This window comes from Burkholderia cepacia (assembly GCF_001718835.1).
GTDB classification, from domain to species: Bacteria; Pseudomonadota; Gammaproteobacteria; order Burkholderiales; family Burkholderiaceae; genus Burkholderia; species Burkholderia cepacia_F.
The window spans coordinates 2,466,673-2,492,275 of record NZ_CP013444.1; the positions used below are offsets into that span (position 1 = coordinate 2,466,673).

Annotated in this window: 11 protein-coding genes; 7 read left to right on the top strand and 4 right to left on the bottom strand. The window is 68.0% G+C overall.

Going from position 1 to position 25,603, the window contains the following annotated elements; all coding sequences use genetic code 11:
* Position 1 precedes the first annotated feature (1 nt).
* The 3 genes from WT26_RS30840 to WT26_RS30850 form a co-directional block, all read right to left on the bottom strand.
* Positions 2-2,773, bottom strand: a complete 2,772-nt coding sequence (locus WT26_RS30840) for a type VI secretion system Vgr family protein (RefSeq protein WP_069271521.1) — start codon at positions 2,771-2,773, stop codon at positions 2-4.
* A 337-nt stretch (positions 2,774-3,110) separates the two neighbouring features.
* Positions 3,111-4,766: a sialidase family protein gene (locus WT26_RS30845; protein ID WP_155123265.1), complete on the bottom strand. Its 1,656-nt coding sequence runs from the start codon at positions 4,764-4,766 to the stop codon at positions 3,111-3,113.
* Positions 4,767-5,079: 313 nt separating this feature from the next.
* Entirely contained in the window at positions 5,080-6,003 is a 924-nt protein-coding gene (locus WT26_RS30850) for an AraC family transcriptional regulator (RefSeq protein ID WP_069274714.1), read from the bottom strand.
* 181 nt (positions 6,004-6,184) lie between these two features.
* Here WT26_RS30850 and WT26_RS30855 point away from each other — a divergent pair, with 181 nt between their 5' ends.
* Both WT26_RS30855 and WT26_RS30860 read left to right on the top strand, forming a co-directional pair.
* The gene (locus tag WT26_RS30855; protein ID WP_021162969.1) at positions 6,185-6,646 is read left to right on the top strand and encodes a (2Fe-2S)-binding protein; all 462 of its coding nucleotides are present in this window, start codon (positions 6,185-6,187) and stop codon (positions 6,644-6,646) included.
* 2 nt (positions 6,647-6,648) lie between these two features.
* Positions 6,649-8,856, top strand: a complete 2,208-nt coding sequence (locus tag WT26_RS30860) for a xanthine dehydrogenase family protein molybdopterin-binding subunit (RefSeq protein ID WP_069274715.1) — start codon at positions 6,649-6,651, stop codon at positions 8,854-8,856.
* Positions 8,857-9,003: 147 nt separating this feature from the next.
* On the opposite strand, the gene WT26_RS30865 is transcribed toward WT26_RS30860, so the two are convergent.
* Positions 9,004-10,206 carry a Fic family protein gene (locus tag WT26_RS30865; protein ID WP_069274716.1) on the bottom strand — a complete coding sequence of 401 codons (1,203 nt, stop codon included), beginning with the start codon at positions 10,204-10,206 and terminating at the stop codon, positions 9,004-9,006.
* A gap of 413 nt (positions 10,207-10,619) precedes the next feature.
* Here WT26_RS30865 and WT26_RS30870 point away from each other — a divergent pair, with 413 nt between their 5' ends.
* The 5 genes from WT26_RS30870 (at position 10,620) to WT26_RS30890 (ending at position 25,569) form a co-directional block, all read left to right on the top strand.
* Positions 10,620-11,018, top strand: coding sequence for a winged helix-turn-helix domain-containing protein (locus WT26_RS30870; protein ID WP_069274717.1), 399 nt, complete (start codon positions 10,620-10,622; stop codon positions 11,016-11,018).
* A 244-nt stretch (positions 11,019-11,262) separates the two neighbouring features.
* Complete coding sequence (gene sctQ, locus WT26_RS30875) at positions 11,263-12,411, top strand: type III secretion system cytoplasmic ring protein SctQ (protein ID WP_059814221.1); 1,149 nt, start codon at positions 11,263-11,265, stop codon at positions 12,409-12,411.
* A 3-nt stretch (positions 12,412-12,414) separates the two neighbouring features.
* A complete protein-coding gene (gene sctR, locus WT26_RS30880) occupies positions 12,415-13,089 on the top strand; it encodes a type III secretion system export apparatus subunit SctR (protein ID WP_069271522.1) in 675 nt (224 codons plus the stop codon).
* The gene (locus WT26_RS30885) at positions 13,086-13,826 is read left to right on the top strand and encodes a lytic transglycosylase domain-containing protein (protein ID WP_059851565.1); all 741 of its coding nucleotides are present in this window, start codon (positions 13,086-13,088) and stop codon (positions 13,824-13,826) included. The genes sctR and WT26_RS30885 overlap by 4 nt, the downstream gene beginning before the upstream one ends.
* Positions 13,827-14,034: 208 nt before the next feature.
* On the top strand, positions 14,035-25,569 hold the full coding sequence (locus WT26_RS30890) for an LWXIA domain-containing protein (protein WP_069271523.1): 11,535 nt from the start codon (positions 14,035-14,037) through the stop codon (positions 25,567-25,569).
* Positions 25,570-25,603: the final 34 nt, after the last annotated feature.

The window sequence follows — 25,603 nt, forward strand, 5'->3', positions numbered from 1 at the left end:
CTCACGCTCCCCCGTGTTTCTTGATCAGCGAATCGATGTCGCCTTCGGACAGCGACTCGTTCCTGAAGTCCGGATTCTTCGTCTGGTTCTTCCGTGCATAAGCGCGCGCATCCGGGCCCAGCGCCACCTGAACGTTGCCGACAGGCACGTCTTCCAGATGCATCCGGCCCTGCGCGTCCAGCACGCCTTCGCGGGTACTGCCGTCCGACAGCGTCGCGACATACTTCGCGTGTTGAACCGGCTCGTCGTCGTGGTAGAGGTACTGCAGCGCGGCGTTGTGCCGCGACGTCGGCAGCATCGGCAGCAGATAGTCCTGTCCCGCAGGACCGCTGAACGCGTGCTGGCTGCCCTTGATGTCGATCTTGCCCGGTGCGTGGACTTCGATGTCGCCGCCTTTGATGCGGATGTATGCGCCGCCCGACGTCAGCAGGATTTCCTTCGCGGCGGCAATCTCGATCTTCTCGGTCGCGGACAGCAGCTTCACACACTTTTGCGCAGTCAGCTCGATGCAGTCGGAGTGCGCCTGGATCTCGACCTTTCCCTTGGCGGCAAACAGCTTCATTCCCGCGTTCTGCACGAACAGGCTCAACTTCTCCGCGACGCTCGCGAGCAGCGACTTGCCGCTCGCGATATGCGTGCTCTGTCCGCTGACGACGTTCACCTGTTGCTCGGCCGCCAGATGCACCGACTCCTGTGTCGATATCCCGATCCCGGACGGGCTGCCGAACAGCATCACCGGCTCCTTGAACGCGTTCGCGTCGCCGGTGCCTCCGCCCGCCGTGCGCCCGCCCGACGCCGCGCCCGACGCGCTTTCCTGCGTCGCCTTGGTGAACGCGCGCAGCGTATCGTGCGCGTCCTTCAGGCTTTCCGCCTGATGCTGTTCGCTGACGCCCGACAGCGCCTCGACGAGGCTCTCCGCGTTCACGAGCTGCTGCTGCGTCTCCTTCACGTCGAGCGGCTGGCTGTTCGGCGCTTTCGGATGTGTCGTCACGTACAGGCCCTGGCTCGCGCGCACCGCGCCATGCGCATCCGAACGTAGATCGAACCCGCTGCCGAGATACGACCCGCGCGTGTTGCCGTTCTGGTCGATGAGATAGCCGAGATGCAGCAGGCTGTTCGCGCTGCTGCTCATCAGCTGCACGCGGTTCTGCCCGGTCGCGTCGTCCATCACGAGCTGGTTGTAGCCGCCGCCCGAATACTCTTTCGACCGGTACCCGGACAGAATGCCGTCGCTATGCCATTGCGGCTTCGCTGCGCCGTTGTACACGCGGCCCACCGCGAGCGGGCGGTCGCAATCGCCGCCGACGTAGTCGATCAGCACTTCCTCGCCGATGCGCGGGATATGCACGCCGCCATAGCCGCCGCCGGCATCCGACTGCACGACACGCACCCAGCACGACGCATTCTCGTTGCCCGGATTCACGCGATCCCAGACGAACTGCACGCGGATGCGATTCAGCTCGTCGGTGTACACCTCTTCGCCCTGCGGCCCGACGACGATTGCCGTCTCCAGATACATCTCCGGCTTCGCGTGCTCGAATCGGCTGCGGTACGGCACCGTCGCGCGCTGCGCTTCGACTTCGACGAGATAGAAGCCGACGGAGCCGTCGGCGTGCGAAACCTGCAACGACGTGTCGGCCGAGCGGCCGGCGCGTGCGTCGGCAATGTCGCGGTACAGGCTGTGCGGGAAGCTCGGCGCGCGGGTGACCGGCAGGTTGTTCTCGATCCACCACGACACCTCGATCGTCGCGAACTCGCGCTGCGCGTCACTGTCGCCGTCGTGCGCCGGATGGTCGGTCAGCACGAAACGCCGGCCCGCATCCATCGCGCGGATCGCGCCGACACCGTGGAACCGCTTCGCACGCGACTCCCACTCCTCCATGCGAACGCTGGACAGTTTGTCCCCGCGTTGCTGGTCCGGAAACGTGTAGGCGCCGGTATATTCGTAGACTTCGAGCTGATTCGGCAAGGCGCCCCGGTTTCCGGCCGTCGGCACCATCGTGCCTTTCGGGTTCGCGGCAACGGACGGGCTCTTGTAGTCGAACGTCCGTGTGGTGAGCGTGACGCTTTGCAGCGTGCGCGTCCCCGACCATTGCGTAAACGCGTCGGCCTCGGCATGCGTGTCCGAGCGGTAGAACGCAACGGTTTTCGGCGACAGCTGCGGGAAAGTGTCCGGCCGATCCGTGATGACCAGCGTATGGGATCGGCCGTCGTCCGCCTGTTCCCAGTAGCCGAACAGCCCCTCGCTCTCGAGCAGGCGGTGCACGAAATTCCAGTCGGTCTCGCTTTGCCGCGTGTACGAGCGGTTCGGCAACGATTCCGACAGGGCAAAGCGGAACCGGCCGCGGGCCTCCGGGTGCTGGTTCAGCACGTCGGACACGATGTCCTCGACCGTCTTGTCGATCCAGATCTTCTGGTCGCGCCGAAACTTCAGCACGTGCATCCATGCCTGAAGCGTAATCTGGTACGTCGTGAGGCCGCCATCGGCGCCCAGCCGGCGCGCAGTATAGACGTAGCCGTGGATCGGGCGATACTCGCCGGTCGCTTGCTGGATCCAGAGGGTGGCGGGTTGGGCGATGAGCCGCTTCAATTCGATCGCGCCATCCGGCGACACGACGTCCAGCGTGAACGTATAGTCCCGGCCGATCGTCGAACGCCCGACGGCCCGCTGTACCACCAGCGCGTTCGGCCCAAGCGGGGTATCGAGCCTCAACAACCGGTCCTGCTGAATCAAGCCGCCTCGCAACGCGGCAGCCAAGTCCTGCACGTTCATTGTTAGCCTTTCGTTTTTATTACGACGCTCTCGGATAGCGTCAGAGGAATGCGGCGCGATTTTACCTGCGATGCTGCACTGCGTGATGAGAACACCCAGTGAACGACGGGACGAGCGAGGCACACGCCCGTCCACGCGCCAGGGCTGCGCCCGGCGCTTGACCGGATGCTGGCCGACAACGCAGTCGTGCGTCATGCTCCGGTCAGTGCAATGAAAAAGGGCCGCGACTGTTCGTTCGCGGCCCTGTGTGGGCATATCGGAGGCGGTGCGCTGCCCGGACTTGCCGGCAGCTACGTGCAGGTTGCCGGAGGTGGCGTCACCTGCATCGCCGATCGGGTCATCGACCTGCTTCTTGCGCTTCAGGCGAACGCGCCGTTTCCGGACTTCGTTCGCCGGCGTCCGGCGCCGGCGTGATGAGCGAGGGCCGTGTCATCGCCTGACGCCCTGACAATTCTCCATGCTGCTCTCGCGCCAACCGTTGCACTTCCCGTTGAGCGACATGCGCAATCATCGCCATCGCAGACCTCTGAATTTCGATGCCCGCCGGATTGGACACGAGCGTCGCGATTCGCTGAATGGCGACGCCCACCAGGATATCCACTTCGGGCCCCCACGGCGGAACATGAATGATGTGTCCGCCGACGGTTTCGATGCCGCCACCGTCCTGAATGATGCCGGCCAGAATCTGCGCGACCTGCCCGTAAAGACCGGGCGGAATGCTGAATGCCGGCAGCGCGTGGACGATATCGGTCCACAGTTCCTGAATGCCTGTTCGCGTGTCGGTCCAGACCGGATGGAAGCCCTGGGGATTGGCGTCCAGTCCGAAGTAATCGCCGATGAAGGTGACGTTCGAATTGCCATGCGACCACGGCGCATCGACGGACGGATCCCACGGCTGATCGGTCACGACTGCCGCATCGAACGAATTCCCGCCGTCGATCGACTGTGCAATGACCACATCGATCAGCGGCGTCGCCGGCTTGGGGCCGAACTCGTAGAACGCGCAACCGATCCGCCCGCTGGAATCGACCGCCATTTGCGGATGAAAGTGCTGAAGGCTGGCTGGCAGCGGCCCTGCAAGCAGCGGCTTTCCGGACGATCCGGTCAGCCAGTTGCCGCCGCTGTTATGCGACACCGCGCAATAGATGCGCGAGACGTTCTCGCGAAAATCCGCCCACGCGACGACGATCTGTTTCTTGTGCACGCACATCGACGGAATCGTCAATACGCGAAAGCTCCCGCCGGTGAACACCGGCCAGCCGTTAGGCGCGGGCAACCCTTGCCCGAGCGTCGTCACGCCGGTGGCAGGCGACGGCGCAGCCGAAAAACTGTCGCCGCCGTTCGTCGACACGATCATCTTGATCTCGCTGCCGGCGATCCAGACGATGTAGATATCACCGTTCTCCGCCACCCTGATGTCGGGAGAAAAAGAGTCGCTGACCAGCACGGTGCCTGCGGGTGTCGGGCCGGTCCCCGCTCCCACCCAACTGACTCCGTGATCCAGGGTGCGGGCGAAGCGCATGTCGGCACCGTCGTCCCAGACCGCATAGACGCGACCGCGATACGGGCTCGTCGGATTCGCGTCTCCTGCTGCCCATTGCTTGTCATCTCCCGCGCTGCTGTGGATCAGGCGCGGCGCCCCCCAGGTCTGGCCGCCGTCGGACGACTTGTAGATCACGATGCCGACGGTATCAAACGTCGGTGGGTTGTTGCCGAGCAGCCCGACGAGATACACGCCGCCCAGGTCGTCCCATGCAAGCGCAGGATCAGTGAGCACCGTACCACCTTGCAACTGGAGATCGGAAGAGTCGTGCCACGAGTAGCCGCCGTCCGCCGAATACGCGGTTGCGAGCGTGAAATCGTAGGTGTGAATGTCTCTGAATTTCTTGGACCCGCAGACGATCTGCATCGGCTGATTCGGGTTAATGGCGACGTTGCTTTCGCTGCGTGCGTTATTCAGGTTGACATCGTGCGTGACCTGGGTGTTCGACATGAGCGCCTCCAACCATTTGTTCACGGCCTGGATTCAATGCGCAACGCAAAACTGGCATTCGCGCAGATTCGCACATCCACGCCTGACTCAACATAGGAGATAACGCACATCGGAGCAAGGACGCCTGGCCAGTCGCCAGCCGTGTCACGTCGTCGACAGACGGACTGGCGTGCCGCATGCGTGAATAAGCGCGACGTCTTTATTTCCCGCCTTTTTCCGAAAGCGCTTCAATAGCGGAATTCGAATTTCAATTCGCTTCCAACAGGAATTGCGCGAACGCCCCGGGCGCGCGCAATACAGCGGCGAATGGACGTCACCCCAGCAATTCCTTCCGCCTCAACTGCACGACGTCGCGCATCGGCGGTGCGCCGAACAGCCGGCTGTATTCACGGCTGAACTGCGACGCGCTTTCGTAGCCGACCACGGCCGCCACCGACCCGACGTCGCCGCCCTGCCGCAGCAACAGCCGCCGCGCCTCGTGCAGCCGCAGCTGCTTCTGGTACTGCAGCGGGCTCAGCGTCGTCACGTGCTTGAAATGGTGGTGCAGCGACGACACGCTCATGTTGACCGCCTGCGCGAGCGATTCGACGCGCATCGGCTCCGCGAAGTGATCGCGGAGCCATTCGATCGCGCGCGCGATCCGGTGCGTCTGGCTGCCCGCGATCGCCATGTGCCGCAGCCGCGTGCCCTGCCCGCTCGTCATCAGCCGGTACAGCAGTTCCTTTTCGATCAGCGGCGCGACGACCGGAATGTCGGCCGGCGTATCGAGCAGCCGCGTCAGCCGCAGCGCGGCATCGAGCAGCGGCGGAGTGAGCTCGGCGAGCGCGATCCCCTCGCCTTCGGGGCCCGCGTCGGGTTCGGGCAGCCGCATCTCGGCCGCGAGCTCGACGATGCGCTGCGGATCGAGCGTCAGCGACAGGCACAGGTAGGGGGCTTCCGGCGACGCGTGCGTCACGCGCGACAGGATCGGCAAGTCGATCGACGAAATCAGGCAATTCTGCGTGTCGTACTCGTAAGCCTGACCGGCGACGATCACGCGCTTCGCGCCCTGCGCGGCGATCACGAGCGCGGCCCGCGACACGCCGCAGCCGAGATCGACCGGCCGCGAGTGCCGGTGCAGCATCAGGCCCGGCACGGCCGTCGAATGCGAGCCGTCCGCCGGCGCGAAACGGCCGATCAGCGTCGCCAGCTCGCGCCGCCCGGATTCGCGCGACGCCACGATATCGGTCATGTCCATGACACTTCCTCGATAGATTTCCTCATGTCGCGGGAGCATAGCGAAACCACCCGGAGCCTGCCGGGGATTTGCAGGATTGTTCAATAAATTTGCAGGATTGGGTAGACGCAAACTTCTCGCGCTCGCGCACACTGCCCGCTAACCGGGCGCATGCCGGGTTTTCCCCACGGAGACAATCAAAATGCCTACCTCGTTTGTCCTGAACGGCAAGAACGTCACGCTCGACGCCGATCCGTCGATGCCCGTCCTCTGGGCGATCCGCGAACACGCGGGACTGACCGGCACGAAGTTCGGCTGCGGCATGGCGCAGTGCGGCGCGTGCACGGTGCATCTCGAAGGCCAGGCCGTCCGCTCGTGCGTGCTGCCGCTCGCCGGGATCGCGGGCAAGCACATCACGACGATCGAAGGACTGCAGAGCAAGCCCGCGCAGGCCGTGCAGGCCGCCTGGGTCAAGCTGCAGGTGCCGCAGTGCGGCTACTGCCAGTCCGGCCAGATCATGTCGGCCACCGCGCTGCTCGAACAGAACCCGAAGCCGACCGACGCGGACATCGACGCCGCGATGAACGGCAACCTGTGCCGCTGTGCGACCTACGCCCGCATCCGGGCGGCGATCCACGACGCGGCCGCGACGCTGGGAGCCTGACCATGACGATCGAACTCGACAACACCGGGTCGGTGCGTCCGTCGCGCCGCACGTTCCTGAAGGCCGCGGGCGCCGCCGCCGTCAGCCTGACCATCGGCTTCGACTTCACCGGCTTCGGCCGCCGCGCGCTGGCCGCGACCGCGCCCGCCGCCGGTTTCGCGCCGAACGCATTCCTGCGCATCACGCCCGACGGCGCCGTCACGGTCATCGCGAAGCACGTCGAAATGGGCCAGGGCGCCTATACGGGCATCGCGACGATCGTCGCCGAGGAGCTCGACGCCGACTGGTCGAGCGTGCGCGTCGAAAGCGCGCCGGCCGATGCGAAGCGCTATGCGAACCTCGCGTTCGGCACGATGCAGGGCACGGGCGGCAGCTCGGCGATGGCGAACTCGTGGCAGCAACTGCGCGAAGCGGGCGGCAAGGCCCGCGCGATGCTGGTGTCGGCCGCGGCGGCCCGCTGGAAGGTGCCGGCCGGCGAGCTGACGACGAAGGACGGCTTCGTCATCCACGCGAAGACCGGCCGGCAGGCCGGCTACGGCACCCTCGTCGCGCAAGCCGCGAAGCTGCCCGTGCCGGACAAGGTCGTGCTGAAGCAGCCGGCGGAGTTCCGTCTGATCGGCCACAAGATCCCGCGCGTCGACGCGCCGGCGAAATCGGACGGCACCGCGCATTTCACGCTCGACACGACCTTCCCCGGCATGCGGGTCGCGCTGCTGCAGCGTCCGCCGCGCTTCGGCGCGACCGTGAAGTCGTTCGACGCGACGGCCGCCAAGGCCGTGCCGGGTGTCGTGTCGGTCGTGCAGGTGCCGGGCGGCGTCGCGGTCGTCGGAACCGGCTTCTGGGCGGCGAAACAGGGGCGCGACGCGCTGAAGGTCGAATGGGACGAAGCGCATGCCGAAAAGCGCGGCTCGGACGAGATCATGCGCGAATACCGGCGGCTCGCGAACCAGCCCGGCGCGCCGGCCCGGACCGACGGCGACGCCGGCGCCGCGATCGCGGGCGCCGCGCGCAAGATCGGCGCGACGTACGAATTCCCGTATCTCGCGCACGCGCCGATGGAGCCGCTCGACGCGGTCGTCAAGCTGACGGCGGACAGCTGCGAAATCTGGGCCGGCGACCAGTTCCAGACGGTCGACCAGGCCAACGCGGCCAGGACGGCCGGCCTGAAGCCCGAACAGGTGCAGATCCACACGCTGTACGCGGGCGGCAGCTTCGGCCGGCGCGCGAACGCGTGGTCCGACTACGTGGTCGAGGCCGTGTCGATCGCGAAGGCGCTCGGCGCGGACGGCAAGCCCGTCAAGCTGCAATGGACGCGCGAGGACGACATCCAGGGCGGCTTCTACCGGCCCATGTACTTCCACAAGCTCGACGCGGGGCTGACCGCGGACGGCAAGCTGGTCGGCTGGCGCCACCGGATCGTCGGCCAGTCGATTCTCGCCGGCACGCCGTTCGAAGCGTTCATGGTCAAGAACGGCGTCGACGCCACCTCGGTCGAGGGCGCGGCGAACCTGCCGTACGCGGTGCCGAACGTATCGGTCGAACTCACCACCACCAAGGTGGGCCTGCCCGTGCTGTGGTGGCGCGTGGTCGGCAGTTCGCACACCGCGTACGCCGTCGAGGCGTTCATCGACGAAGCCGCGCACACGGCAGGCAAGGATCCGTACGCATTCCGCCGCGACCTGCTCGCGAAGGAGCCGCGCATGCGCGCGGTGCTGGACCTGGCCGCGCAGAAGGCCGGCTGGGATCCGGCCAAGCCGCTGCCGAAGGGCCGCGGGCGCGGGATCGCCGTCGCCGAGGCGTTCAAGAGCTATGTCGCGCAGGTGGCCGAGGTGTCGGTCGACGCGGACGGCAAGGTGAAGGTCGAGCGCGTGGTGTGCGCGGTCGATTGCGGGATCGCGATCAATCCCGACATCGTCGCCGCGCAGATGGAGGGCGGCATCGGCTTCGGGCTCGGCGCGGTGATGCACAGCGCGATCACGCTGAAGGACGGCCAGGTCGAGCAGCGCAACTTCGACGGCTACCACGTGCTGCGCATCGCGGAGATGCCGAAGGTGGAGGTGCATATCGTGCCGTCGGCCGAAGCGCCGACCGGGGTCGGTGAGCCGGGCGTCGCGCCGGTCGGGCCCGCGGTCGCGAACGCGATCTTCGCGGCAACGGGCAAGCGGCACTACGTGCTGCCGTTCGATTCGGCGGATAGCGCGAAGGCTTGACGGCGTAGAGACGCCGGTTGCGGGAGCCGATGAGCGTCCCGCCGCCGGCGCCTTTCGTCGAGTCGAGTCGACTCCGACGCCTTCGCCCGGCCCGACAGGTTTCATGCTCGGCCTGCGTCGTTCGGGACGCTGCCGGCCTGCCGCCGCTCACTCCTGCTCGACTTCCGGCCAAAGCCTCGGAAACAGAAACCGGAGGCTGCTCAGCGGCAATCCGAACGAAAGTTCACCGCGATGCGAAGGCGAACCCAGCAAGCCGAAGTCGAGCAGCGAGCGCGCAATACGGCGCGCCAGAACGTCGCTGACGCCAAGCATTTGGGTAAACTCCGCTCGCGTAACGCTTCGCCGCAGCATCACGAACTCCATGGCCAGCGCCGATGCTTCCGGCTTGATGACCGATTTCTCCGAGCCGATTGTCCACGGATTCGCATCGAGATAGCGCAGGAGATCCAGCATGCGGCCGGCGACTCCGTCGAAATCGGTCATGCGGATCATGAAGCTGACCTGATCCAGACAGCAATCGAGAAAGAACCGGGCAAATTGAACCAGGCCCTCCTGGGAAAGACTGCCCCGACCATCCAGATCATTGCGGCGACTCTGATCGGCCCCACTCAGCGTTGCGTAGTATTGCCCGTGCTCGCGCGCCAAACCCCGAAGGGGTGACCAGAGACCGTGGGTCAGATCGGCCGCGCGCAATCCGAGATGCGAATGCAAGCGTGCGACGCGACCGTTGCCGTCCATGAACGGGTGCACCCACGCGAGACGATGATGCGAACAGGCAATGCCGATCAGTTGGTATTCCTTGGCCCGGATGCGTGCGTATCGCGTAGCCCAGGCTGCAAGCAGCGGCTCGATCATTTCGGGTTCCGGCGCCAAATGACGCCCCACCGTCACGTCGGTCTTGCGAAATTCCCCCGGCACGATCGGATGACCTTCGCCGGTAATTCGCTCGTCGGCAGGCAAACAGGAAAAGAATCGCGCGTGCAGCGTCGAAATACGCATCGGATCGAACAAGGCGGGCACGGAGAGTGCCCCCCACTCTTCTTCGAGCGCCGCCTCCGTCGCGATGTGCGCGATGGCAAAGCGTTGTTTCTTGCGCTCGACGAGGTCAGTCGAATAATCCCGATGCAGCGCCGCCTCGATCTTGGCCGGCGTGGTGTGCTGGCCTTCGATCTTGTTCGTGTAGTACGAATTCATCGCACGCAACTGCGGCACCAGCGCGGCGCCGAGCGGTGTCCCTCGCACGGCAAGAAGCTGCTGCGACGAACCGACGAGTTCGGCCGTGCGTTCGAGTAGTGGATCGAGCATGCGATCCTCGGGAAACAGCGGTTCGAACGAAACGATTGTTGTCACGGCGGCCGTCGGGTTTCATGTATGGTTCAATGGTCGCAATTATAAGGTCCAATCCATTGATTTACATCGATTTTATCGAGATAGCTCAGAGTTGAATGTAGGGTTTCATGTTGCGCGATGTCGGTTGCCGCGAATTGCCTCGCGTCGCTTCAATTCCTCCCACTCATCCCGCCCCCCGCGTTACGTCAGACGTAACGCCCGTAACGTCGGCCGCCGATGCTACGTAACAATCCTTCAGCAGCGCATCGCGCCCCGCCCGTCCACGCCGCGTTAAAAATTCTTTGAGATTCAACACCCGCGTGCCTTCCCGCCGCCCGGCGCAGTGCCGTGCCGCCGTCGCTCACCGGCATGGCCCGATATTTGCAGTAATCCATTGGCAAAAACACTCCTTCAACGGACATGCGAGGGCCACCATGGATTGCAAATACCTGTACATCGACAACATAAAAATCAACTTCGTTCGCCGCACGATCGAAATCGACAACAAGATCGTCGACGTCACGCCGCGTGAATTCGACGTCGTCGAATTCCTGCTCGACAACATGAACAAGATCGTGCCGCGGCAGGCAATCCAGGAAGCCGTGTGGGGCCGTGAACTCGGCGTGTCGTCGCGCACGCTCGACACCCATATCTCGCGTATCCGCTCGAAGCTGCAACTCGATCACGACAAGAACCTGCGGATCATTCCGATCTACGCGGTCGGCTATCGCCTGGTGCTGTTCGGTGCGGCGATGACGCACGTCGAGCGCCACGACCCGGCGCCCGCCGTGCGCGCCGTGTCGCAGCACGACAGGGTCGCCGACTACGTCTGAGCGCTCCCCGGCCACCGCGCCGCGCGCCTGCGGAATCCGGGCGCGAGGCGCGGTGGCCGCCGCATCGCGTCCTGCTTCGTAAATCCGCGCCGCTCCCGTCGCCGCCCGCCACGCGCGACTACGGATTCCGTCGCGATGCATCGCCCCGCCCGTCTCTACAATCGTCGCAGCTGCCGCACGCACCCCGCGCCGCCGGCCTTCCCACAACCCGTCGTCCCGACGCCGAAACCGCCCCGATCCCGCCGTGCACGCGCTGTCCCTGACGAATGCCGACGCCGACGACGCCGCCGATCGGGCCTCGCCTCCCGCCCCCGCGCCTTCCACCGCAGCCGCGGTCCCGCTCGACGCGTCGCCGCATCTGCCGCGCCTGTCCGCAGCCGCCGCGCGCGGGCTGTCGTACGCATACGGCGCGACGGCCGCCGTGCCGCTCACGCTCGGCGACCACGCGTACGAGGCGCGGTGGCGCGTCGATGCGCAACCCGCTGCCGACGCGCACGCGTACCGCTTCGTCGTCGGCCCGGCGACCGGCACGCTGTGGATCGATCCCGCCGCCGAAGCCGAATGGCTCGGCGACGCGGCCGATCCCGCCGTCCCGGCCGTGATCCGCGCGGCGCTGCTCGCCGATCTGGGCGCACCGCTGAGCGCCGCCTTGCAGGCCGCGACGCGGCAGCGCGTCGAGTTGCTGCCTCCGCCGCCGTCGCCGCCCGCGTGGCGCGCGGCCCCGGCCGCGCTGCGTTTCGAGCTGCGCCGCGCCGACGGCGCGTGGCGCTGCCATGGCGCGGTGCTGTTCGACGCGCCGGACGCGCTTGCGGTGTTCTTCGCCGAGCGCCCCGCCGCACGGCCCGACGCGCGCGCCGTCTACGCCGGCCTGCCGGTGCCGCTCGTGTTCGAGATCGGCCGCACCGAACTGACGACGGCCGAGCTGGCCGACGTCGTCGCCGGCGACATCATCGCAATCGAGCACTGGCGCGCGCACGAACAGAACCTGCTGTGCGTCGCGCGGCTGCCGGCCGCGCCCGCGTGGGAAATCACCGGACGGCCGTCCGGCAACCGGCTGACCGTCGAACGAATCAGGGAGATGCCCTTGGAACCAACCCGCACCGACACCCCGCCCACCCTGTCGCCCGATGCGCCGCCACATGAAGCGCCGCGCACGCTCGACGCGCTCGCGGTGGACTTGCGCTTCGAGCTGCCGTCGACGTCGATGCCGCTCGGCGAACTCGCCGTGCTGCAGCCGGGTGCGGTGATCGAATTGCAGCAGGGCATCAACCAGAGCGTGATCCATCTCGTCGCGAACGGGATGCTGATCGGCACCGGCCACCTGATCGCGGTCGGCCAGAAGCTCGGCGTGCGCGTCGTCACGCTCACGCAACCCGCGCCGCGCGAGCGCTGACCGATGGGCAGCCTGCCGAATCCCGTCGCGCTGATCGCGGTGATCGCCGCGCTCGGCATCGCGCCGTTCGCCGCGCTGATGGTGACGAGCTACACGAAGCTCGTCGTCGTGCTCGGCCTGCTGCGCTCCGCGCTCGGCATCCAGCAGGTGCCGCCGAACCTCGTGCTGAACGGCATCGCGCTGATCCTGTCGCTGTTCATCATGGCGCCGGTCGGCATGTCGATCCGCGACGCGCTGCAGCAGCGGCATTTCGATGCGTCGGGGCAGCTGTCGACCGCGGACGTCGGCGCGCTCGCCGACGCCGCGCTGCCGCCGATCAAGGATTTCCTGGTGTCGCACACGCGGCAGCGCGACCGCGAATTCTTCGTGCGCACCGCGACGTCGGTGTGGCCGAAGAACCGTGCGGACGGCGTGAAGGACGACGACCTGCTCGTGCTGGTGCCGAGCTTTACGCTCGCCGAGCTGACGAAGGCATTCCAGATCGGCTTCGTGATCTACATCGTGTTCATCGTCGTCGACCTGCTGGTCGCGAACATCCTGCTCGCGCTCGGCATGCAGATGATCTCGCCGACGACGATCTCGGTGCCGTTCAAGCTGCTGCTGTTCGTCGCGCTCGACGGCTGGGCGATGCTCGTGCACGGGCTCGTGCTGTCGTACCGGGTGGCAGGCGCGGGATGAACGCGCGCCGCCTGCGAACATTCGCCGCGTGCCTGTGCGCGCTGGCCCTGCTCGCGTGCCTGCCGCCGCGCGTCGCGCAGGCAGCCGGCGGCGGCGCCGCTTTCGCGCAACTGGCGCGCGCCTGCGCGCCGAACGTCGATCCCGCGACGCTCGCCGCGCTCGTGCGCACCGAGTCGGGCTTCAATCCGTATGCGATCGGCGTGGTCGGCGGGCACCTGACGCGCCAGCCCGCGTCGCTCGACGAGGCGCGCGCGACCGCGCGCGAGCTGTCGTCGCGCGGCTTCAGCTACAGCGTCGGCCTCGCGCAGGTGAACGAACGCAATTTCGCGAAATACGGGCTCGATGAAGCGACGATGTTCGAGCCGTGCCGCAACCTGCAGGCCGGCGGCGCGATCCTGACCGAATGCTTCGCGCGCTCGTCGGGCACCGGCCGCGCCACGCAGGCCGCATTGCGCGCGGCGCTGTCGTGCTACTACAGCGGCAACTTCACGACCGGCTTCTCGAGCGGCTACGTGAGCCGCGTCGTCGCGAGTGCGCAGCGCAACGCGCGCGAAGGCGGCGTCGAACCGATTCCCGTCGTGAGCGATACGCCGCCGCCCGAACGCGCGCGCCGCCTGCCGCCGCCCGCCGCGTTCGCGGATGCGCCGTCGTGCCATGCGCGCCCGGTGGTGATGATGTGCCGCGGGCTGCCGGCGAACCAGGCGAAGCGGCTCTGCGTGCGGTGTCTCGATCAGTGACGACGTGCGGCGCGGGCCGCCGTGCGCCGATCGAACACCAGGCCGCGCGCGCCTCGTAGCACGCGTCGCGCGCGCGTCCCGACCGCGCCGCCACGCTACGAAACAGCGGCATGCCGGCCGCGATGCGTCTCCTTACACTTGAACGCTGGCGGCGCGGCGTACCGTGCGCCGGGTGCCCCGCGCGTCGCGCGGCTCAACGGAGACGAGCATGCTGTTGATCGATGGATTGGGACTGGGCGTCAACTGGCAGCGCTTCCTGTCGGAAACGCTGAATCCTGTCGTCGCGCCCCCGCCCCCGCCGCCACCGCCGAAACAGGACGATCCGGCAGCCGGCCCCGCGAACCCGGTCATCGCCCCGCCGATTCCCGTCAACGCGTCGGTGTTCACCGATCCGTCGAAGCCGACCAACGCGGAGATCGCCGACGCGACGTCGCTGATGCGGCGCATGGTCGCGCAATACACGGCGCCGCCGCCCGACATCACCGTCGAGAACAAGACGACGCAAGCAGTACGGCAGGCAATCCAGGACGCGCAGACGAAGTACGACGACGCATCGACAGCGCTGCAGGGCGCGCAGAACGTGCTGCACGTGGTCAACCGCGATCCCGAATCGACGCCCGACGCCCGCAAGGCCGCGCAGGCCGATTATGCGAAAGCGCGTACGGCGGCCGACTCCGCCCAGCGCGAACTGAACGTGACGACCGACGCCGGCTACACGATCCTGTACCAGGAACAGGCCGACGCGGACAAGCCGTCAGGCATCCAGATCGACGACGACGGCAACGTGACGAACCCGGGCGACGCGCAGAACGCGGCCAACGACAAGCTCAAGACGCTGCAGGCCACGTTTCCCGACCACGCGAACGACCCGAAGTGGGTACCGAAGCCGGGTGACTGCAAGACCCCTGAGCAATCGAAGCTTTACGACGACTGGCGAAGCGCCGACGCGCACGCGGCCGCCGGTACCGCGAAATACTTTGCGGATCTGTCGAACGCGTACCTCGCCCGTACGCAGCTCCAGTCGTACCTCGTCGCCCCCGACTACAAGGCGGCACTCGACGCAGGCATCGGCCAGCTGAACACCGCGTTGGCGGAGCAGAAACTGCAGGTGAACCTGCCGGAGGCCCCCGAATCGGTGGACGCCGCGCAAAAGGCCGTCACGGCCGCGGCGAAATCGGCGAACAGCACGAACGCGGCGGTCGCCGCGGCCAACGACGCCATCGCGCTCGCGCAGGCGCAGCAGAAATTCGACGTGGTCGCTGGCAAGCAGGGAACGGTGATCGTCGCGCCGAACTCGGTATCGGACGCGAACGCCGCGCTCAAGCGCGCGCAGACGGCCGCGAACACGAGCGGCGGCTATCTGCAGATGCTCGCCGCGCAGCAACAGGTCGACCAGGCACAGAACGACTGCACGGCCGCCCAGCAGGCGTCCGACAAGTGGCACAAGGACAACCCGCAGCCGCCGCACCTGCCGCCCGTCGACGCGAAGGTCGATCTCGATCTCGCCGACGCGTACGCAAAGCTCGACAAGGCGAAGCAGCAGGCAAGCATCGCGCACGACAGTTTCGTCGCCGCGTACGGTGCGACGCTCGCGCAACAGTACGACGATCAGGCGACGAAGATCAGCGCGCAGGTGAAGGCGCAGCAACCGCTGCTGAAGCCGTTTTTCCAGCAACCGCCGCAATTGACGTCGGCCGCCGCCGGCGCCGCGCCGGGCACGAGCCCGTTCACGGCCTTCCCGCCTCCTGAGCCGACCGGCAAGCATCCCGCGTCGTCGCAGCCGATCCTGCCGCTGCTCGACCCGTCGCGATCGACGACGCCGCTGCCGGCTGCGCCGAGCGGCCCCACGCAGCTCGATGCCACGCGCCTGCAGGTGGTCGCCGGCGCGCTGCGAATGGCCAGCAACCGGCTGTCGGACGACGTCAATGCGCGTGCAGCCGACGTCGCACTGAAGAACGCGCAGGACGGCGTCGATCAGGCGAAGCGCGCGCTCGCCGCCAAGCAGAAGCAGTACGACGAATGGGCCGCCGCCAACCCGGCGCCGGTGCGGCTGCGCACGTTGCCGGACGGCGACGTGATGCCGGCGCCGTCATATCGCCCGAACCTGTATCAATCCGAGCTGAACGACGCGCGGGCCGCCGTCACGAAGGCGGAGAACGCCGTTGCGCAACTGCAGCTGCTGCGCGACACGTCGCGCCAGCAGGTCCTGCTCGATCAGTTCGACGCGGGCCTCGACGAGCGGCTGCGCTATGTCGACGCGAAGTCCGACGCGGCGGACGACTACAAGAAGGCGATGCACGACTTCTACGAAGCGCATCGCACCGAGATGTCGAATTCGATGCTCGACGCGGCAAGCCTGAGCACGCAGAACGGCGGCACGATCGCGTTCGGCTCGCTCAGCGAGAACCAGCAGCGCAACCTGATCGGCATCGCGCTCGGGCAACAGCCGGACGTGCCGGCCGATGCATCGTCGCCATCCGTATCGGCCGCCGACGATTCGAGTGCGCGCTTCGTCGACAAGGACAAGCTGTCGGCGATCGACACCGTGCGCGACAAACTGCTGTCGGTCGGCGGCGGCAAGAACACGCAGATCAGCGTGCTGCCGATGGTGTATGCCGCGAAGGAAACCGGGACCACGACGAGCGCGCTGTTCAAGGTAACGGACCAGCACGGCAAAACGCACTACATCGACGAATCGGCCGGCAACTACGACAGCATCGACGACTATCTCGACAGCAACCAGTTGTCGTCGGACGGCACCGTCGACATCCTGACCGGCCACAACGAGGACGGCTCGCAGCAGCTCGTGTCGAAGGCCGCGCACCACGACAGTCCGCTCGACTCCGCGCTGAATTTCCTCACGGGCACCGGCGTCAACATGGGGATGCTGCTCGGCGGGATGGCGCTCGAGGTGATCGGCACTGCGCTCGACGGCACGGTGGTCGGCGCGGCGATCGGCGTGCCGCTGAACGTCATCGGCGCGGGGATGACCTACACGGCGATCGGTTCCGCGATGACGAAGGCGGGCCTCGATCTCGCCAACCGCGTCGAGCACGACCAGAGCATCAGTCCGTTCGACGCCGGCGCCCGCGCCGACTACATCAACCTCGTGCCGATGGCGGCCGGCGGGGCCGCGAAACTCGCAGGCACGAAGCTGTTCGAGCGCGCGGTCACGACCAAGGTCGCATCGGTCATCGCCAAGGGAGCGGAACGGACGGCGTTCGTGACCGGTGTCGCCGGCGCCGGCGAGGCGTTCGTCGAATCCGGTGTCGACCTGTTGCAAGGCAATACGAAGGCGGCCGGCGAAGCGTTCGAGTCCGGCTTCATCAATACCGCGCTGATGGGCGCGGGCGTCGCGAAGCAACGCGCGGTCACGGGCATCCGCACCCGCACCGGACGGCCGATTGCCGCGCACACGACGGATGGCAACGTCGTCAAGGTCGACGACCAGACGATCGGGCAAATCCTGAACAAGGACGGCCCCGCGTCGCTGTCGGCCGGCCGCACCCGCGCGACGCTCGACGGCGAGGCCGTGAAGGTCGCGCCCAACGGTATCCTGATGGTCGGCGACAAGGTGCTGACCTACGAAGACCAGCCGATCCGCGTGCTCGACAAGGTCTCGGCCAAGCAGATGCCGCCCGGCAAGTCGGTGATGCTCGGCCAGGACGGCACGCTGTCCGTCGTGTCGGCTTCACCGAAAGCCTGGACCCACGGTACGCGGATCGACAGCGTGACGGACACCGGCGAGCGCATGACGTTCGGCCCGGACGGCGCCATCGGCACGACGTCGAACATCGTCGCGAAGTCGCGGCTCGACAGGCTGGACGAGGTCATCGACCAGGGCAAGGACCTGCACCGCCAGTTGCGCGACACCGCAGCGAGAGAGACGCGCCGCATCCAGCAGGCCGCCGCCGAAGGCGAAAGCGCGAATGCGGCACACGACGCCCACGGTACGCAGCGCACGAGCGAGGCGCGCGCGCAGGCCGACCGGCAGCACGACGACCTCGGCGCGGACCGCACGACGGCCACCCGCGGCGCCACTGCACGCGCCGCCGATATCGACGAAGCGGCCGGCGCCGGCACGCGCACGAAGCCGGACGGCACGCCGCCGCGCGTCAATGTGCGGGTCGTCGACCTGACGAACGAAGCGCCCGCCACGCGGCCCGCGACCTCCGACCCGGCCGGCATCGCGGTGCCGCGCGGGCCGAGCGTCGAGCCGATGCAGGTCGGCGAGCGCACGGTCTATCTCGTGCGCAACGGTGCGGCACACGATCCGGGCGCGCGTGCGCCGCGTCCGCAGGATCTCGAGGAGCCCGTGATCGTCGTCGCCGGCGAGCACGACGCGGCACTTGCGCCCGAGCTGGCGAACCGCTGGCAGAAACCCGTCTATGCGGCCGCGCCCGACGCATTCGGCGCCGATGGCCAGTTGCGCGCCGATGCGCGGGTGCTGCGCTTCGACCCGGAACCGGAAGCGGTGGCGATGGAAAACGGCCCTTCCGGAGCCGCCGCGGCCGACGAAGCATCGCCGGCGTCGTCGCGCCCCGCTGCGCCCGACGAAACGGTGATCGTGCTGGCCGGCAAGCGCGGCCCGAACGAGCCGGCGATGCCGCGCGCGGTCGCGACGCCCGAACCCGTCACCGCGCACGACGGCATCTTCAGCGCGCCGAACCGCGTGCTCGTGGTGGTCAAACCGGACCACCCCGCCATTGCCGAAGCAGCAGCCGAACCCGTGGCGGATCGCGGTACGGCCGCCGTCTCTGCGCGCGACGAGACGCCCGCCGAAGCCGCCGGCGGCAAGACCGTCCGCACGCAGGCCGGTGACGCACGCACGCCCCTGCCGACCGACGATCCGGCGCGCGCGGCGCCCGCGGAAACGCCCGGCACCGCGACACCCGATTACGCCACCCCGCATCCCGGCTGGATCACGCGGATGCAGATGCGGCTGGGCGGCGCACCGCTGCCGGAAGCCGTACAAGCGCTCGCGATGCAGTCGGGCACGCTCGCGACGCAGTTGCGCATGCTGCAGGACGCCGGCTGGCGCGTGACGATCGGCAAACGCGGCCGCGGCAGCCACGTCGATACGCGCAAGCGCCGCGTGACGATCGACGGCGGCCTCCGTGATGCCGGCAGCATCACGTACGTGCTCGCGCGCGAGTCGCGCAAGGCCGTCGAGGCGATGGCCGGCGTGCTGGACCACGACTCCGGGCAGCGCGGCGGCTTCACGCGCAAGGCACTCGAGGCCGAGGCACGCGCGCAGATCAGCGCGTTCGAGGCCCGCTACGAAATCAAGCTGGCAAGCGGCACCGACATTGCCGCGCACCTCGTTCACCCGGACGCAATCGCGCGCGAAGGCGCGAACTGGCGCGGACGGTCGCACGACTACGCAGGCACGGTCGACCGGCTGGCGAGCACGCTGGGCGGCGTGCATACGTCGGGGGCGGACGGCCCGACCTATCGCGCGTTCTACAACGACGCGCGGTCGCGCCAGAAGGGGCGCGGCGGCATGCCGCGCCGGATGCCCGCGCCGCGGATGGACGAAACCGGCGCCGCGCCGCGCGGCGTCGCCCGCTTCGACGCGCGCGTCGCCTGGAGTCGCGCGCATGCCGAGATCGCGTCGCCGTACCGCGCCGGCGAGCGCCCCGATGCCGCCGAGCTGGCCGCCGCGCGCACGCGTCATTTCACGATCGACCCCGGGCGCCGCGTGGTCGTGCTGCACGCCTACACGCGCGCGGACGGCACCCTGCTCGTCGACGGCCAGCCGGTCGGCGCGCACGAATACCTGCTCGAGATGGCGCCGCCGTTCGTGGTGCAGGAGGGCTATGCGATCGTGCTCGCCGCGAAGCACGACGGCGCCGCGCATGCGGCGCGGCTCGCGAACCTGTGGCAACGGCCCGTGTATGCCGCACCCGCGGAGGCGGTCGGCGCGCACGGCGCGCTGCTCGATACCGGCACGTTCCACCGTTTCGATCCCGCGCCCGCCGCGCCGCACGATCTCGGCCCGCTGAACGCCGACCCGCTCGGCGTCTATGCGCACGGCGACCGCAACGCGCGGGTCGACGTCGCATACGAAGCCGGCGAACTGCTCGGCGCCGGCGGCGAAAAAACCGTATTCGCGCTCGGCGACGACGCCGCACTCGGCCTCTACGATCGCCACGCACACCCGGAATCCGGTCACGTGCGCGCGGCCGTCGACGAACGGCTCGCGCTCGACGATCTGCGTTCTTACGGATTGCAGACGGTCACGATGAGCGGCCCGTTCTCGGTGCTCGGCCGCGTCGGCGTCCTGTACCGCCCGCTCGGCGTCCTGCATACGCACACGATGGTCGCGACCGGCACGCTACCGCGCGTCGTCACGCGGGCCGCACTGGAACACATCCGGAAGATTCGCGCGGTCGTCGAACGCGAACGCCTCGCGTTCGACCTTCAGGGCATCTTTACGCGCAACGGCGACTTCCTGCTGAGCGATCCCGGCCCGGTCTCGCGCGACCCGATCGAACACCAGCACACGCTCGACAAGCTCACCGAACTCGAACGGCTGCTCTCGCACGGCCTCGAACAGGGCGACATCGCCATCGCGCGCCCGGTCATCGCCGACACGCTGCCGCCCGACGCGTTCGTTCAGAAGCCGTCTGTCATCACGCAGATCCGGATGCGGTTCGGCGGCGTACCGCTGTCGAAGAAAGCGCTCGCGCTCGTCGATCGCTCGACGCTGCTGAGCGGGCAACTGGCACAGGCGCAGGCCGCCGGCTGGAAGGTCGTGGTCGGCCGGCCCGGGCGCGGCAGCCGGATCGATACAGACAAGCAGCGCATCGTGCTCGACGGCCGGATGCGTCACACCGGTACGCTCGTGTACGCGCTCGCGCACGAAGCGCAGCATGCGGTCGACGCGATCGCCGGACGCCTGCTGCTCGACGGCGCGCCCGGCGACACGCTGGTCGACCGCGCGCTAATGGCCGAAGCGCGTGCGCAGGCGAACGCGTTCGCGGTGCGCCGCGAGCTCATCGACGACATGGGCATCGACATCTCGCAGGATGTCCTCCTGCCCGACGCGATCGCGCGCGAAGCCGACCGCGTGATGCCCGACGACGAAGCCGGCCTGCGCCGGCTCGCGGATGCGTTCGGCGACGCCGAGCCGTCGGTGCCCGGCTACGCGACCTATCGCGACTACTACGCGAGCCAGATCGCGCGCATGCAGGCCGGCGGCGTGCCGCGCGAAATGGCCGGGCCGGCCTCCCCGGCGCATCGGCCGGCGCGCGGGCTCGCCGCCCGCAAGGCCGCCAAGCGCGAACAGCGCGCGCTCGATCTGCTCGCGTCGCACGGCAAGCGCGACCTGCTGCGCGTCGACGGCGACCAGCTCGACAGCATCGACGCGATGAAGGCAGCGTTCGGCACCGACGCGCATGTGCTGATCGCGCTGCGCACCGACCGCCCCGCCGACCGGCGCGACGCGATCCATCCGCAGCCCGAATTCATCGCAAGCTTCCGGACCAACGCACAGGGCAAGTTCGTCGACAAGACGGCGGCATCGGCCGATATCGATCCGCACCTGTTGCAGGACGCGTTTCTCGCACTGAAGGACAAAGGCGCCGCGAGCCGCGGGGATTACGACTACTACGTGTCGCCCGTCGCGCTCGCCGAGTTGCGCAAGTTCGGCGGCGCCGCGCGCATCGACGCGTATTTCGGCGAACGCCGCGCGTGGGATGTCGAGCCGTCGGACACGGGCGTCGACGCGGAAGTCGTCGAAAACGTGAACAAGCTCGACGGCGCGCCGCGCTTCCTGCGGCCGAAACCGGCGGCGCGACACGATCCCAGCGCCGGAACGACGGTCTATGCGGTCGAACGCAAGACCGGCACGGTGCTCGGCTACGCGACGCGCGATGGCGCCGGGAAATGGACATACGTCGAAACGACGTCGCTCGGCGATGCCACGATCGAATCGCGCGAGCTCGCCGCCGCGTTCCGGCGCCGTAACCGGGCGTTGCCCGGCGGGCGTCGCGGCGTACAGTTCGTCGTCACGAAGGTTGCGCACGACGTCGTCGAAAGCTACGGCGGCTTCGCGCCGGCCAAGATGCGCCGCCCGATCAGCAAGCCGAAGGCGCCGCTGTCGAAGCCGGATGCGTACGTGCAGCACGTGCTCGGGAGCACGCATCCGTCGCTGCGGCGCCAGAACCGCGCGGCGGCCGAGGCGGCCCCGCCCGACCTCCTCCCGACGGCGGCGGACAGCGCGCTCGACTTCAACGCGCACCACGCGGACGCGCTGAAACGCGCGCTCGAGATGGGCAAGATTCCCGACGGGCACTACGTGTACGTATACGACCACGAAGGCACGGTCACCGATGTGCTGACCGGGTCGCTGACCGGCCTCATCGCGGTGGAGAACGGCACGGTGCGCTGGTACGACGACGTCGGCCAGTTCCGCGACCCGGACAACCCCGGCCTGCCGCTGGAGCGGGCGACGATCGGCCGCGGCCCGTATGGCGGCAATCAGCATTTCCTGCTTTCCAGGCTCGCCCCCGACATGTTCGAGCCGCGCGCCGCCGCGCTCAAGGCGGCCGCTCTGCAAGCCGCGCAGCCGGCGGCGGCGGCAACGCCGCCCGCTGCGAGCCAAAGCGGCAAAGGCACGAATGCGGGCAAACGCGGCAAGGCCGGCCGAAAAGGTCGCAAAGGCAAGCAGGCCGCGCACGGCAGCCAGCGAGCGCAGCCGGCCGCCGCGCCTGCTGCGCCGCCCCCGAAACCGATCGCACTCAGGCCGTTCCAGCCCGCGTACGTATCGGGCTCGATCGTCGAATCGGTCACGCGCTACGGCAACGCGAAGATCGCCGATTTCGCGTCGACGCTCGAGCGCCTCACCGAATGGGGCAAGCGCGACGTCGGGCGCAAGGAAGGCAACGGCCTCACGTTCACCGACTCGCCGAAGGCCATCCTCGCCGATGCCGTGCTGGCGAAGAAGATCTTCGGAACGCTGCACATGTGGCGTGAAGCATCGAGCCTGCACCCGCACGGCGCTTTCACCCGGGCCCCGGCTGAGCGCAATCTGGTCATGCGGGGCGCGCAATGGATCGGCGCGGCGCGCAGCACGGACAGAAAGCTGATCCGGCGATACGTGAAGTTGGCCACGCACGCCAAGCTGGCCGGTCTCGCCGACCGCTTCGTCCCGATGTCGCGCTCGTTCTCGCTGCGCGACGATCCCGAGCAGATGAAGCGCTACATCAAGCGGTATGGCGGCGCGCTGCCGGCCGTCGCGCTGCAGGTCGATCCGTATTCGCTCGCCGCCGCGATGGGCGCCCTGCAGGATCCGGGGTTCATCCAGCGCGCCAAACGCTTCGGCGATCCGTCCGGTGCGCGCTACGACGACGAGACGGCGACGCTCACACGCACGGACGCCGACGGTACGCAGCACACGCTCGAACTCGACGATCTCGCCCACTTGCACAAGTGGCTCACGGCGGCCTCCGAATACGGCTTCCTGCTGCGCATCGAAGCGGCACCGTCACGGCCGCGCGTATCGCTGGAAGACGGCCATGCGATGGCCGGCACGAACAACGGCTACGCGGAAATCCGGCGCATCGGCGAGGCGCTCGAAGTGTGGGCGGAGCAGAACGGCGGCAAACCCGCGCCGCTCGTGCTGCTGACCTTCCACGGTTCGGACGCCGTGCTCGAGCCGGTGCCGGGCGAAGGCCACGTCGCGTTGCTCGACGCGATCCTGAGCCGCAAGCAGCTCGACTGGGTGCATGTCGGCCTGTCGTGGGGCACGCACGGCGACGATTTCATCGCGAATGCGGATCTGACGCGCGCGCTGGCGGCGAAGATCGCCGACTACAGTAAAAACGCCCCTGAAAAATTCGCGAGACTGCACGGCGGCGATGCGCTGACGCGCGTGTTCGAACCGGTCGGGGCGCAGGATTTCGCGAACCAGCAACGATTCCTGTTCTCGGAAATCGAGCGCATCGCGAAAAAGGCGCACCAGATGTCCGACGCCGAGATCGTGGAGTTACGCGACGCGCTGTACGAAGGCAACACGTCGACGCTGCTGAACCTGGCGCGCCGGGCGACGAACGAGACGTCGCAAACGCGATGGAACGGCAAGGCGCCCCACAACCGGCTCGCCAAGCGGGCCCACGAGGCCGGCAAGAAATGGCTCGACCGCTATCGCGACAGCGTTCCCGAGCGACCGTCGCTCGCACCGGTATCGGCGGCCGACAGCCGCGCGTACTGGAAGAACGTCACCGGCCAGAAAGCGCTGCAGTATGACGCGTCGCTACCGATCGGCGCCGCACGCAAGGCCATCGCGCAGCCTGATACGCCGAGCGCCACGATGGACGAGGCCAGCGCACGGCTCAACGCGCTGCGCGTGCACCGGTTGTCGAAAGATCCGGCCGACCTGCGGAAGACGAAGATCGCGGGCGGGATCGTCTTGGGCGCATCCAGCCTGATCGGCCTGGGCGCCTGGAGGCATCTGCTGGATACGACCGCACTGGGTAATGCATCGTCGTCGTTTCTGCTCGCGTCGCGTCTCGGACGCGTGTTCCAGGTGATGCATCAGGGCGCGATCCGCAGCCTGCAGTCGGGCGATCCGAAGGCTGCGGTGGCGGCCATCACGCACCTCGGCACCACGCTCGCCCGTCAGTTCAACTCGACGACGCACGACTACGGCGAACATCGGCTTCGCCAGCTCGACGCCGCGGTGCGTCACGCGCAAGCGAAGGCCACTCAATACGTCGAGCAATACCAGCAGGGGACGATGAGCTTCGACGACGCGAAGACGAACATCACCGCGCTCGCCGACGACGTGCTCACGCAAATGCAGGGGTTCGTCGGCGGCACGTCGCTGCAGCAACTGCATGCCGGCAATCCGCGCAGCGGGCTGGGCATCACGGCGCGCGCGGGCATGACCGTCGCGTCGGTGGCGACGATCGCGACCGGCGTCCTCAAGACCTTCTATCCGACGCACCCGCTCACCGGGTTCGACGTCACGCTGGGCTGGACGGCCATCGCCAGCGGCGTGATCGGCACCGCCTACGCCGGTACGTCGCTCCTGATGGTGTCGCGACGCGTGAACGCGGACAAACGCAGTCGCGTCGTGCGCCTGCTCGATTCGACGGGCGACTTCACGTCGGTCGCGCTCGGCGGACTCTCCGCCGTGTCCCAATGGCGACAGGGCGAATACGATCTCGCGATCGCGACCGGCACCATGACCTCGCTGCTGCTCGCCGGCCGGCTCAATACGCACTTCCCGAATGCGACGCCTTTCGTCAAGAAGATCCCGACCGCGGTGATCATGATTCCGGTCGCCGCATACGGCTACAAGTTCGTCATCGGCATGGCGCCCGTGATCGGCGGGGCCTTCAACTGGCTTTCCGGCGGCGGATCGTCGCAGTCGAACGTCGCGCCGGGCGCATCGTCGAGTGCCTCGCCAAGCGCATCGTCGAATGCGTCGCCGTCGCCTTCGGCGAGCGCCCCGTCGTCGCAGCCGCAGCCGTCGCAAGGCACGCCGTCGAACCCGCCGTCACCGTCGAACACGCCGCAGCCCTACATCGTCGTCGACGGCGATTCGCTGTGGGTGATCGCGGACCAGCATCGCCAGTCGCTGCTCGACGCCGCGCACGTATCGCGCGCCGACCAGCAGGCGATGACGCGCGGCGAACAGGATGCGCGTGCGTTGAACGAGATCCTGCAGCTCAATCCGTCGGCCGCGCGCGATCCCGCGCATTTGCCGATCGGCACACCGCTGGTGATCGGATGAGTGTCGGCCCGCCGCGCATCACGGGCGGCGAGCG